Below are 13,030 nucleotides of genomic sequence, written 5' to 3' on the forward strand. Positions count from 1 at the left end.
GAAATCAGAATCGGTGCCGATAGAGAGGTATGCAGCGGCGATTCGGCGTTCGATAGTCATTGCAACAGGCCTTTCAGGTTGAATCCCGCCATTCGCGAGGTGAGCAATGAGCACACTACTACCAGCACTTGCACCACAAACCCTCTATGTCACTGTCCGCCGTGACGAACTGCGCAAGCTTAAAGAAGAGCGCGAGCAATTGCAGAAAAAGGTCGCTCATCTTAGCCTCATGCTGCAACAGTCCCAACCAAGGCAGTCAGTCACTGCACTGCACGCCTGATCCCTGCCGCAGCTTGTAACGCTTCTGCATTATCGATCATTGCGGCAAGCCCGATTCGCCGGCTTGCCCGCCTATGGCTTTCCCCCTTTCGCGTAACTCTCCAGATCTGCCTCGGTCATGCACCGTGTGCATCTTCGAGTGCCCTATTGTTCACGGACACATTCTGTAACCTCCGTGCTCTCACTGTCACCCCTGCCCGCCCAACCACCGACATTTTTTTCACACCCACGCCGCAATACTTGCGCCCCTTGTGAATGCCCTGGTTCTGTGCCTCGCCGTACCAGGGACATGCCGAGCGGCCAGGACCTTTATTCCCCCGGACTGCTCAATTGAATGATGAGTTGGAGCGCTTGATGACAATGGTTAAACGGAGCGATACGACTCCGAAAGGTTTTGACTGGGCTGGCCTCGCCTGGCTGTTCGTTTTCTTCTGGTATTTCTCTGGCATTACTCAATTACTGATACAGCTGACCGACACCTCCGGTTTTTCCGGATTTCGTCAGGCGTTCGTGATGAGCGGCATCTGGCTCGCCCCAATGCTGATGTTCCCGGCCAAAACGCGGATCATGGCGGCAGTCATAGGTGTTGTGCTGTGGGCTTGCTCGATGGCCAGCCTGGGATACTTCTTCATTTATCAACAGGAGTTCTCCCAGAGCGTCATCTTCATCATGTTCGAGTCGAACGTGTCGGAAGCGGGCGAGTACATGACTCAGTACTTCGCCTGGTGGATCGTTCTCGGATTCATCGCTCACACGGCTTTTGCAATTTTCCTGTGGACTCGCCTGCGCCCGGTGTACATGCCCCGAGGTCGTGCATGGGCGGTAGCTGTAGCTTTGCTGGTGGCAATTATTGGCTACCCTCTGGCCAAACAGCTGGCTCGCCACGATGACGTAGCATCCGGGATCGAAGCTTTCGAAACCCGAATCGAACCTGCGGTACCTTGGCAGATGCTCGTGGCTTACCACCGCTACACTCAGCAACTGGACAGTATGCAAGGCATGCTCAAGAGCAGTAGCAACATTGCGCCGCTGGGCAACCTCAAGGATCAGCAGGCTGACCTACCCGCGACAATGGTCCTGGTCATCGGCGAATCAACCAATCGTCAACGCATGAGCCTGTATGGCTATCCGCGCCAGACCACGCCGAACCTGGATCAGCTCAAGAATGAGCTGCAAGTCTTCAACAACGTCATTACGCCACGCCCGTACACCATTGAAGCGCTACAGCAGGTCCTGACCTTTGCTGACGAAGAAAATCCCGATCTGTACCTGAAGACGCCGTCGCTGGTCAGCGTCATGAAACAGGCCGGTTACAAGACGTTCTGGATCACCAATCAGCAAACCATGACCAAGCGCAACACCATGCTCACGACGTTCTCCGAGCAGGCCGATGAACAGGTGTACCTCAACAACAACCGCAATCAGAACGCTCGCCAATACGACGGTGACGTCATCGAGCCGTTCGGCAAGGCCTTGACCGACCCTGCGCCGCGCAAGCTCATCGTGGTGCATCTGCTGGGCACGCACATGAGCTATCAGTATCGCTACCCGCCGACTTTCGAGAAGTTTACCGACCGCAAGGGCGTGCCCGACGCGATCAGCGACAGCCAGCTGGAGCTGTATAACAGCTACGACAACGCCGTGCTGTACAACGATTTCGTGGTGTCGAGCCTGATCAAGGAATACGCCAAGACCGATCCAAACGGCTTTCTGATGTATCTCTCGGATCACGGCGAAGACGTCTACGATTCACCCGGCCATAACGTCCTGGGCCGTAACGAAGCCAAGCCAACGATGCCGATGTACACCGTTCCTTTTATGGTCTACGCCTCACCGAAGTGGCAACAAACCCACAACTGGGATTTCACCAGCATCAAGAACAGGCCTTACACCAGCTCACAGCTGATCCATACCTGGGCACAGCTGGCCGGCTTGACGTTTGATGAGCTGGACACGAGCAAGAGTCTGGTCAGTTTCGACTTCAAGGAACGTCCGCGCATGATTGGCGATCCCTACCACGATAAAGGCCTGACCGACTTCGCACTTCTGCAGGGCGATAAACCGGTACCGCCCACACCGGAAGTTGTCCAGAAGTAACCCGATCAGAACTGGCAAAAACAGAAGGCCTGTCAGCAATGACAGGCCTTTTGCGGTTATTGGCTGACGATCTTTCGCGGATGCAGGACGCTGGACGTAACCGAAGTAATCGACACCCAGATCATCGCCAGCGTGCCAATGAAGATGCTGGGCTTGCTACTGCCAAGGACCCCGAGAGCCTCAGGCGCGGAAAAATAGGTCAGATTACCCAGCACAACGGCTGCCACCACGCCCGAGCAGGACATGGCGATGATCACAGCATGGGAGAGTTCCGGGGTTTGGCGGTGATGAACAGACAACGCCAGATATATAGCTATAAACAACAGGCTGCTCACCACGGAGCAGCTGGTTTGATCCCAAATCATATCGGCCTTCCCTGGCGCTCATTTCAATCCGCAAATCGAGTTGCATAAAAACCGAACACGGCCCCCAGAACTGCACCGATCACTGCACTGCCCAGGCCGGGTATCAACATGTTAGCGACGGAGGCACCCCCTATCGTCGTCGCGATTACGGTGACATCCATTGCACGACTCATCAGGTCGCGCTCCACACGTTTGGCTTTGCTTCCTGCCATCTCCGTCTCCCTATCGATTCTGGCGCCGCCCTGACTGAGCGCGCTGGAAAAATAGTGCTCGCGTCCGACGCCGCTTGCAATGTGAGGACGAACAATTCAGAACAATCCTACGGGCGTCCTGGCCCTTACCGCGTCGTGCTTATAGCGTTTTCTGCCAGAACATCGCCTTGCCCATGGCAGGATCAAGTTCATAGCCGGCAAAGCCTTGTTTCAGGTATGCGCCCTGGGCGACTGTGTTGCCTTCGAGCACTTCCAGAGTCAGCTTGCAACAGCCGCGCTGGCGAGCGATCTCTTCTACCTTGCTCAGCATCTTCTGGCTGATTCCCAGGCCGCGCTGCCCGCCAATCACCACGACGTCGTGGATGTTCACGAGTGGGCGACACTGGAAGGTAGAGAAGCCCTCGAAACAATTGACCAGTCCGACCGGCTGACCTGCAACGAACGCCAGGACGCTGAAAGCCTGGGGACGCTTGGCCAGCTCTACAGCCAGTTGCTGTTGCGTATCGAGGGACAGGGATTCACCGCCGCCCATGACATCCTGCGCGTATTGATTCAGCAGAAAGCCGATGGCTTCAGCGTGAACCGGATTGGTGTAACTCGCTTGCAGTACCAACACCTCTGGGGATTCCATTTCCTTCCTCATCTGACTGCTTTAGATGGGCCTCTTCCGGAGGATTCAGCCCTGGGCCGCTGATTCTATCTCGCTGCGCGCCAAAATGTTTCCACCGGCTCGCACTTCTTTACACGGGTGCCCTGGCAGCTGGCGACTCGCGCACCAGGAAAAAGCATCCAGCCCCTGCGACGTTCCTTAAATGCTCACAAAGGCAATACAGCTTGCCGCAAGGCGCCTATAGTGGCTCTATTGTCGAACAATCCGACGACTGGTAGTCGTTGGATTTTTGCGCCAAAGGCCGCTCTAAAAAAGAGCATAAGGTTACTTCAGCGCTTCTCAGGCCCCTATCCAGCTCGGTCGAAAGTCCGTGCCAAGCCGCATTCCAGACATTTCCGACAAAAAAAGTCGAAACTTCTCGAATACCCATGGGTCAGCTTAATAGAGCGCCTATGCTGTTGGCAGTGTGCCCAAAACAGGCGCTGTTGCTCTGTCCAGTCTTAACGCAAACGGTAAATGGGTACTGATCTTGCGTAGTGCTTTTATGCCCGGCCATAGGACATGGCCAATAAAAACTCAAGTGCAGTACTAACACTGTATTAAATGGGAGAAAACGATGATAAGCGCCGCTGTCAAAACCCAGAAGGGAGAGAGTTTTAATCAGCCGGCCAGCGAGCTGACTCACCTGCCAGTTTTCGCTACGACGAGCGTTCCACTGCTGCAACTGCCTACCTCACAGCCAATGATTGCTCCCGTCAACAGACGTAAAGTCCTGTTTGTGACGTCGGAATTGGCTGACCTGGTTAAAACCGGGGGTTTGGGCGATGTGTCTGCTGCTCTGCCGCGAGCCATGCGTCACCTGCACGACGTCCGTGTGCTGATACCCGGCTATCCACAGGTCCTCAATAGCGGCAATCCGATTCATGTCATCAGTCAGTTAGGGGGCTACGCTGCCCTTCCCCCTTGCAAGATCGGCCGTATGGATATGAAGGACGGACTGGTCATTTACGTCTTGATCTGCCCTGAGCTCTACGAGCGCGAAGGCACCCCGTACGCCGACAACAATGGACGTGACTGGTCGGATAACCATATTCGTTTCGCACGCCTGGGCCTGGCCGCTGCCGAATTTGCCGCAGGTGCTGTGAAGACCCAGTGGTGTCCGGAGCTGGTCCACGCCCATGACTGGCCCGCTGGACTTGCACCGGCGTACATGCGCTGGCGCGGGCAGACCACACCTAGCATTTTCACCATCCATAACCTTGCCTATCAAGGAACCGTCAGCACGGGTTCAAGCCGTGAGTTGGGAATTCCCGACGAAGCGCTTGGCGCTGACGGCATGGAGTTTTACGGCAAGCTGTCGTTCATCAAGGCGGGGATGGCTTACGCCAGCCATATCACGACGGTCAGCGCCACCTACGCCAAGGAAATCACCACGCCCGAGTTCGGTTGCGGGCTGGAGGGTTTCCTGCAGAGCAAAGCCAATCGCGGTCAGCTCAGCGGTATTCCCAACGGCATCGATGCCAGCTGGGATGCGGCGACCGATGAACACCTGATTTGCCACTTCACGGCCAATGAGTGGAAGCGCAAGGAAATCAACGCCGATCACGTTCGGGAATTGTTCGAGCTGGAACCGTCGACCGGTCCGCTGTTTGCCGTGGTTTCACGCCTGGTTTACCAAAAAGGTCTGGACCTGACCATCGGTGTTGCCGAGCACATTGTCGAGCAAGGCGGACAAATCGCGATCATTGGTCGGGGCGAGCCTGAGGAAGAAGACGCCATGCGCGAGCTGGCTCTGCGCTTCCCTGGTCAGATCGGGGTGCGGATAGGTTTCAATGAAACCGATGCCCGGCGCATGTTTGCTGGCAGTGACTTCCTGCTCATGCCTTCGCGTTACGAACCTTGCGGCTTGAGTCAGATGTACGCCCAGCGCTTTGGCTCGCTGCCGATTGCGCGCAACACCGGCGGACTGGCGGACACGATTGAAGATGGCGTTACCGGCTTTCTGTTCGATGAATCGACTGTCGAGAGTTACACCGAAGCCCTGAGTCGAGCTTTCAAGGTATTCGCCAATCCGGCGTTGCTCAATGCCATGCGCTGCAGAGCGATGGCCGCCCCTTTCAACTGGCACCAAGCGGTAGAGCCATACGCAGAGCTTTATCAGGACCTGTTGAAAAAGAACGTGGGTGTTTCTCTTCATTATTAACAAGGGGTAGCTGGATGCCTCTGCGTACAGAAAAAAACTGGCGCCACGGCGCCGTGTTGCAGGACTCTGAAAACACCCGGTTTGCCCTCTGGGCGCCGGATGTGGACCAAGTAAGTGTTGAACTGCAAGATGGCCAGTCTCTGGCCATGCTTGCGCAAGATGAAGGATGGTTTGTAATCGAGGCCCGCTGCCCGGCGGGCACTCAGTACCGCTACAAAATCGATGGGGACATGGAAGTCCCCGACCCCGCCTCCCGCGCCCAAGCCTCCGATGTCCATTCCCCGAGCATTGTGGTTGATCCCCTGTCCTACGAATGGCAGAACAGCCAATGGCGGGGCCGGCCGTGGCATGAAGCCGTTATCTACGAAGTGCATGTCGGTGTTCTGGGCGGCTATGCTGGCGTCGAGACACATCTGGAGCGCCTGGCCGGATTAGGTGTGACCGCTATCGAGCTGATGCCGATTGCGCAGTTTCCCGGCACCCGCAACTGGGGCTACGACGGCGTGCTGCCTTATGCGCCGCAGTCTTCCTATGGCACGCCCGAGGAGCTCAAGCATCTGATCGATGCCGCTCACGGTTTCGGATTGATGGTCATTCTCGATGTGGTCTACAACCACTTCGGGCCGGATGGCAATTATCTGGGCGTCTATGCGAAAGGCTTCTTCCGCGAAGATGTGCATACCCCGTGGGGCAACTCCATCGACTTCCGCCGTAGAGAGGTGCGTGATTACTTTATTGATAATGCGCTGATGTGGCTGCAGGAGTATCGTTTCGACGGTTTGCGCATGGACGCCGTTCACGCCATCAACGACTCGAGCTTTCTTACAGAGTTCGCCGCCACAGTCCACCAGCGAATCCCTAAGCCGCGCCATGTCTGGCTGAACCTGGAGAACGAGTTCAATCAGGCCAGCCTTCTTGAGCAGGGCTTCGATGCGCAATGGAACGACGATGGGCACAACACGCTGCACGTCCTGTTGACCGGCGAAACCGACGCTTATTATTCGGATTTCGCTCACGAAGCCACGGAAAAGCTTGCTCGTCTGCTCAGCCAGGGTTTTGTCTATCAGGGCGAAAGTACACGCCACGGGCATGCTCGCGGCGAATCGAGCGGTCATTTGCCGCCGAGTGCTTTCGTGCTGTTTTTGCAGAACCATGACCAGATTGGCAATCGTGCCTTTGGTGAACGGCTCTCGCAGATCAGCCATGGCCCGGCCCTGAAAGCAGCGACAGCGTTGTTGCTGCTGTCGCCAATGATTCCGCTGATGTTCATGGGTGATGAATGGGCGGCGAGCGAGCCGTTCCTGTTTTTCACCGACCACCACGGCGAACTGGCCGATGCGGTACGCGAAGGGCGTCGTGGCGAGTTTGCCGACTTTGCTGCATTCGCCGATGAAGAAAAGCGCGAACACATTCCTGACCCCAATGAAGCGGCAACCTTCGAGGCCTGCAAACCGGCTTTCGACGCGGTGTACCTGGAAACCGACATGGGTGCCGATCATCACAGCTGGCTGGAGCTTTATCGCCAGCTGCTGGAAATCCGTCATCGCGAAATCATGCCGCGTCTGCAAGGTGCACAGGCGCTTGGTTGCGACGTATTGAGCGAAGGCGCCGTCTCGGCGCGCTGGCGTATGGGCGACGGCGCCCAACTGCGTATCGACCTGAATTTGTCCGAGCATGCTGTGACCGCGCCTGAATGGCACCCGTCCAGCGTTCTTTTTGAAACACTGCCACATGCGGCAGAACTTTCCCGGCGAGGCACCCTCAATCCTTACACGGCCATTGTCAGCCTGATAGCAATCGATGTTCTGGAGAGACAGGATGAGCAATGAGCAACTAGAGGTACTGGCAACCGAAGCAGGCTTGTCGGTGGACTGGATCGATGCAAACGGCCGACCACAGCGAGTCAGCCCGCAAGTTCTGTGCAAAGTGCTGGACGGCCTGGGTTATCCCGCTGGCAGCCACGATGAAATCGACGCCAGCCTGCAACGACTGCGAGCTGCGAATCATCAACCGACGCCACCACCACTGTTGACCGTTGACCACGGCAGCAACCTGGATTTGAGTGCCTGGTTTGAACCGGGCACTGCGTTTGTCCTGTTGCTGGAGGATGGCGCAACCATCGACGCCAACCTGACCGCGACCGGGCAACTGCCAGCGTTGGCGCCCGTTGGCTACCAGCAGCTGAGCATCGCCGGGCAACATCTGACCATTGCCGTAGCACCGCAAACCTGTTTCAGCATGGCCATGGCTACCGACACCGAGGTCGCCCGAACCTGGGGCCTGACGGTTCAGCTGTACGCCTTGCGCCGCGAAGGCGATGGCGGGTTCGGTGACACGCAAGCGCTGGAAGCGCTGGCCCGCAAGGCGGGTGAGCGAGGCGCTGATGCTCTGGCGATCAGCCCGGTGCATGCCATGTTCGCCAACGATCCCCATCGTTACAGCCCCTATTCGCCTTCAAGCCGGCTGTTTCTGAACAGCCTGTATTGTTCGCCCGGCATTATTCTCGGTGAGCGCGCCTTGCGTCTGGCTATCGATGAAACCGGGCTGGGCGACGAACTCAAGCGTCTCGAACAGCTTGAACTGATCGATTGGCCCGCTGCGGCCACGGCCAAATGGAAAGTGCTGCATAAACTTTACGAAGCGTTCAGCGGTTGTGACCACCCATTGCATGAGGACTTCAACAGCTTCCGCCACAGTGGTGGTGAGGCGCTGGAGAATCACTGTCGTTTTGAAACCCTGCGTGACGAAAGCGATCGCTTGGGTATCAGTCAGAACTGGCATGAATGGCCGGAAGCATTCAAGAATCCGCGCAGCGAAACCATTGCGAGCTTCGCTGCTGAACATGGCGCGCAAATCAGTTTTCACGCCTTCGCGCAGTGGCTGATGGCTCGTGGTCTTGAGCGCGCACAGATCGCAGCGCGCAGCAGCGGCATGCGGGTTGGCCTGGTTGCTGATCTGGCGGTGGGCGCGGACGGTGCTGGCAGCCAGGCCTGGAGCCGCCAGGATGAGCTGCTGTCCGAGCTGACCGTCGGCGCGCCACCGGACATCCTCAACCGCTCCGGACAAAGTTGGGGTATCTCGGCTTTTTCCCCGGTTGGCCTCAAGCGCAATGGGTTTCGTGCGTTTATCGAAATGCTGCGGGCTAACTTCGCTCATGCTGGCGGCCTGCGTATCGATCACATCATGGGCCTGCAACGGCTTTGGGTGGTACCACTGGGGGCTCTGGCCAGTGAAGGCGCTTACCTGAATTATCCAGTGGACGACATGCTGCGCCTGTTGAGTCTCGAATCATGGCGGCATAAAGCCGTGGTGTTGGGTGAAGACCTGGGCACCGTGCCTGAAGGCCTGCATGAAAAACTGTCGGCCCGGGCGATTCTAGGCATGCGGGTATTGTTGTTCGAACAGCACAACGCGCATTTCAAACCGGTGCTGGATTGGTCGGACGAAGCCCTCGCGATGACCAGCACCCATGATTTGCCGACACTCGCGGGCTGGCTGGCCGAGAAAGACATCGACTGGAACCGCAAACTCGATCTGGTGGACGACCAGCAAGCCGGGCAATGGCGCCTGGATCGACAGAAGGAGCGTGCTGGCCTGTGTACCGCGCTGGCGCAGAATTCCGATAATTTCTGCGACGACAATCTGGAAGTCGATCAGATCATCGATGCATCGGTTCGTTATCTGGGCCATACCCGCGCGCCGTTGGTATTGTTGCCGATGGAGGATGCGATGGGCCTGTCCGAGCAATTCAACCTGCCGGGCACCATTGACAGCCACCCGAACTGGCGACGCCGACTGCCGGGTGAGTGCAGCACCTTGCTGGATGATCGACACGTGGCGCGACGCATCGAGCTGCTTTCTCAGGCACGTCTGCAAGCTGCGGAGCGTGACCAATGAGCCGCCCTATCAATCCGCTGCGTGCTACCCAGCGTCTGCAGTTTCATAAAGACTTCACCCTCGACGATGCGGTGCCGTTGATACCTTACTTTGCCAGCATGGGCATCAGCCATATCTACGCTTCGCCGCTGCTCAAAGCCCGTGCAGGATCGATGCACGGTTACGACGTCGTCGATCCACGCGTGATCAACCCGGAGCTGGGTGGCGAGCCCGCCCTGCTCCGCTTGGTCGGCGCAATGCGCGAACATGGCATGGGCTTGATTCTGGATATCGTTTCCAACCACATGGCGGTTGGCGGTGCGGACAATCCATGGTGGCTCGATCTGCTCGAATGGGGCCGCCGCAGCCCGTACGCCGACTTTTTCGACATCCAGTGGAATTCCCCGGACCCCTTGCTTGAGGGCCAACTGCTGTTGCCATTCCTGAGCAGCGATTACGGCACTGTGCTGCAGGCCGGTGAGATCCCATTGCGCTTCGACGCTGAGCATGGCGCTTTTTACATCGAGCACTATCAGCATCACTTTCCGATCAATCCAGCCACCTACGGTCCGTTGCTGGAATCGGCAGAAAACCCGCAACTGATCGAGCTGAGCAAGCGTTTTGCTGCGTTGGAGCAGTATCCGCAAGCTTATGAACGTGCTCGTCAGGCCCGCGCCGAACTCGCCGAGCTGGCCCGTGACGGCGCGGTCGCAGCAGCCATTGAGCAAGGTCTGGCACGTTTCGACTCCAGCAAACCCGAGGGTTTTGAGCGTCTGCATCAACTGCTTGAACGTCAGCACTATCGTCTGGCCAGCTGGCGAACGGCGGGTGACGACATTAACTGGCGGCGATTCTTCGACATCAACGAACTGGGCGGTTTGCGCGTCGAGCGGCCCAATGTGTTCGAGGCAACTCACGGCAAGATCTTCGAGCTGATCGCCAGAGGCCTGGTTGACGGCTTGCGCATCGATCATATCGACGGGCTTGCCGATCCGCGTGGCTACGGACGCAAATTGCGCCGCCGCGTAGAAAGCCTGCTCTCGCAACGACCACCTGGCACCGAATTGGCGCACTTGCCGATCTTTGTCGAGAAAATCCTCGGTCCTGACGAACAGCTTCGCGAAGACTGGGGCGTGGACGGTACCACCGGCTACGAGTTCATGAATCAGGTGTCGCTGCTGCAACATGATCCCAAGGGGCAGGCGCCGCTTGCGGAGCTGTGGAGTCGCTTGAGTGAACGCACGGCTGACTTCAATCAGGAAGTGCTGGAAGCTCGCGACCTGGTATTGCACGGCACCCTGGCCGGGGATTTCGAAAACGTAGCCCAATCACTGCTGCAAGTGGCACGCAGCGATCTGATGAGCCGTGACCTGACGTTGGGGGCGATTCGCCGGGCGTTATTGGCGCTGGTGGTCAACTTCCCGATCTACCGAACCTATATAAGCGTGTGCGGCCGCTCCGCAGAAGATGACCGCTTCTTTCAGCAAGCCATGCAAGGCGCGCGCAATACGCTGAGCGAAGCCGACTGGCAGGTGCTGGATTATCTGCAACGCTGGTTGGGTGGCGAATCCTGGCGCGAGCTGCCACGCGGCCGGCAGCGCAAGTTGTATCGCAATGCGTGCGTGCGCTTCCAGCAACTGACCTCCCCGGTGGCGGCCAAGTCAGTGGAAGACACATCGTTCTATCGCAGCGCGGTATTGCTGTCGCGTAACGACGTGGGTTTCCACCCGCAACACTTCAGCGCGCCCGTTGAAGACTTCCATGCGGCGTGCCTCAAGCGTCTGGAGTCGTTCCCTGACAATCTGCTGGCCACCGCCACGCACGACCACAAGCGTGGCGAAGATACCCGGACCCGGCTGGCGGTCTTGAGCGAGTGCTCAGGCTGGTACGCCGAACAGGTCGAACGCTGGCGCCAACTGGCCCTGCCGCTCAAGGGTGAAGACGTCGCGATCAGCGCTGGCGATGAGCTGATGCTGTATCAAGCCCTGTTGGGGAGCTGGCCTTTCGGTCTGGAAAGCGAAGAAGACTACAAAACCTATGCGGACCGACTGACGCAATGGCAGGAAAAAGCCCTGCGCGAGGCTAAACTGCAAAGTAGCTGGAGCGCCAATAACGAGCCGTATGAGCGCGCATGCCGGGAGTTCCTGCATAACATTCTGCTTACCCCTGAAGGTGTTGCATTGCGCCAGTCGTTAGGCGCAACTGCCAACCGAATCGCCGCGGCAGGAGCGCTCAACAGCCTGGCGCAGACTTTGCTTCGCAATACCGTGCCCGGTGTACCGGATCTTTACCAAGGCACCGAGTATTGGGATTTCAGCCTGGTGGACCCGGATAACCGGCGCCCGGTTTACTATCATGCAAGAGCGCAATCGTTGAGCGAGCTTGCCAGCGTTACCGAGTTGCTCGGCAACTGGCAGGACGGGCGGGTCAAGCAGGCGGTAATTGCCAAAGTGCTGAACCTGCGCGCGGAGCATCCGGGCTTGTTCAGCCGCGGCCAGTACATCCCGCTGCAAGTGACTGGCGTTCACGCTGATAAGGTCATGGCTTTCGCCCGGATACTGGACGGCTTACACGCGGTTGTCGTCGTGCCAAGGTTGTTTAGTGAACTATTGGGCACTGCCCAGGCTCCATTCATCAATGCCAGTAATTGGGGGGATACGCGGGTCCTTTTACCGTTCACGGATTCTGATGCAAGTTGGAAGGGACTTTTTTCGGAGGCTGTAGTCACAAATGCTAGGGAGATGTTGCTCAGCGCAGCGCTCCAGGAATTTTCTGTGAATCTGTTTATTAAAACTACGTAATACCTGGGAGTGTCGAGATGAGTGCCGACGAAAAACGAATTCGCGAGTTTGCATATCAGATTTGGGAATCAGAAGGCCAACCTGAAGGCCAGGATGAGCGCCACTGGAAAATGGCCCGCAAACTGGCCGAAGCCGAGGCGAAGGCCCCAGAAAAGTCCTCGGCTGGCAAAGCGGCAAAGCCCAAGGCGCCTAAGGTCGACAAGACATCTGACGGCAAGACCGCACCTGCCGCCAAGCCGGTTGCCAAAGCTGCAGCCAAACCCGCTGCCAAGCCTGCAAGCAAGGCCACCGCAGCCCCGGCTGCCAAGCCTGTGCCCGCAGCGAAACCCGCAGCAAAGCCGGCCGCAGCGCCAGCAGCCAAGGCCAAACAGTCCACACCCGCGACCCAGGCAGAGCAGCCTGCGAAACCCGCTGTTAAAAAGCCGCGCAAGCCTTCGGCTCCCTGAAGTCTCGGGGTGCAGCTTTAGTTGAAGACCGCAGGGGATGGATCGGTCACGGTCCTCACCTGCGGCAACCCCATTTTCTAAGTTTTTTATTGAAGCCACAGGCTTCGATAGCGGTCACGGCCGCCTTGTAAATCTACAATT

At 57.7% G+C, this 13,030-nt stretch carries 10 protein-coding genes; 7 read left to right on the forward strand and 3 right to left on the reverse strand.

Annotation, left to right across the window (positions count from 1 at the left end; genetic code table 11):
• Positions 1 to 106 precede the first annotated feature (106 nt).
• Together AABC73_RS15600 and AABC73_RS15605 are read left to right on the forward strand one after the other, a co-directional pair.
• Positions 107 to 280 (forward strand): DUF6026 family protein, encoded by a 174-nt coding sequence (locus AABC73_RS15600; RefSeq protein ID WP_341519961.1) that lies wholly within the window; start codon positions 107 to 109, stop codon positions 278 to 280.
• 353 nt (positions 281 to 633) lie between these two features.
• Positions 634 to 2,376, forward strand: coding sequence for a phosphoethanolamine transferase CptA (locus AABC73_RS15605; RefSeq protein WP_341519962.1), 1,743 nt, complete (start codon positions 634 to 636; stop codon positions 2,374 to 2,376).
• A gap of 56 nt (positions 2,377 to 2,432) precedes the next feature.
• On the opposite strand, the gene AABC73_RS15610 is transcribed toward AABC73_RS15605, so the two are convergent.
• From AABC73_RS15610 to AABC73_RS15620, 3 genes are all read right to left on the reverse strand, one after another.
• Entirely contained in the window at positions 2,433 to 2,741 is a 309-nt protein-coding gene (locus AABC73_RS15610) for a hypothetical protein (RefSeq protein WP_341519963.1), read from the reverse strand.
• A gap of 23 nt (positions 2,742 to 2,764) precedes the next feature.
• Positions 2,765 to 2,953: a hypothetical protein gene (locus AABC73_RS15615; protein WP_341519964.1), complete on the reverse strand. Its 189-nt coding sequence runs from the start codon at positions 2,951 to 2,953 to the stop codon at positions 2,765 to 2,767.
• A gap of 139 nt (positions 2,954 to 3,092) precedes the next feature.
• A complete protein-coding gene (locus AABC73_RS15620) occupies positions 3,093 to 3,584 on the reverse strand; it encodes a GNAT family N-acetyltransferase (protein ID WP_341519965.1) in 492 nt (163 codons plus the stop codon).
• Positions 3,585 to 4,179: 595 nt separating this feature from the next.
• On the opposite strand from AABC73_RS15620, the gene glgA reads away from it, so the two are divergent.
• The 5 genes from glgA to AABC73_RS15645 are packed head-to-tail and all read left to right on the forward strand — an operon-like array spanning position 4,180 to position 12,889.
• On the forward strand, positions 4,180 to 5,766 hold the full coding sequence (gene glgA, locus AABC73_RS15625; RefSeq protein ID WP_341519966.1) for a glycogen synthase GlgA: 1,587 nt from the start codon (positions 4,180 to 4,182) through the stop codon (positions 5,764 to 5,766).
• A gap of 14 nt (positions 5,767 to 5,780) precedes the next feature.
• Entirely contained in the window at positions 5,781 to 7,595 is a 1,815-nt protein-coding gene (gene treZ, locus AABC73_RS15630; protein ID WP_341519967.1) for a malto-oligosyltrehalose trehalohydrolase, read from the forward strand.
• Positions 7,585 to 9,663, forward strand: a complete 2,079-nt coding sequence (gene malQ / locus AABC73_RS15635) for a 4-alpha-glucanotransferase (RefSeq protein ID WP_341519968.1) — start codon at positions 7,585 to 7,587, stop codon at positions 9,661 to 9,663. Before treZ ends, malQ begins: the two co-directional genes overlap by 11 nt.
• Positions 9,660 to 12,443, forward strand: coding sequence for a malto-oligosyltrehalose synthase (locus AABC73_RS15640; protein ID WP_341519969.1), 2,784 nt, complete (start codon positions 9,660 to 9,662; stop codon positions 12,441 to 12,443). Before malQ ends, AABC73_RS15640 begins: the two co-directional genes overlap by 4 nt.
• A gap of 17 nt (positions 12,444 to 12,460) precedes the next feature.
• On the forward strand, positions 12,461 to 12,889 hold the full coding sequence (locus tag AABC73_RS15645; RefSeq protein WP_341519970.1) for a DUF2934 domain-containing protein: 429 nt from the start codon (positions 12,461 to 12,463) through the stop codon (positions 12,887 to 12,889).
• Positions 12,890 to 13,030 lie beyond the last annotated feature (141 nt).

This window comes from Pseudomonas sp. G.S.17, assembly GCF_038096165.1.
Lineage (GTDB): Bacteria > Pseudomonadota > Gammaproteobacteria > Pseudomonadales > Pseudomonadaceae > Aquipseudomonas.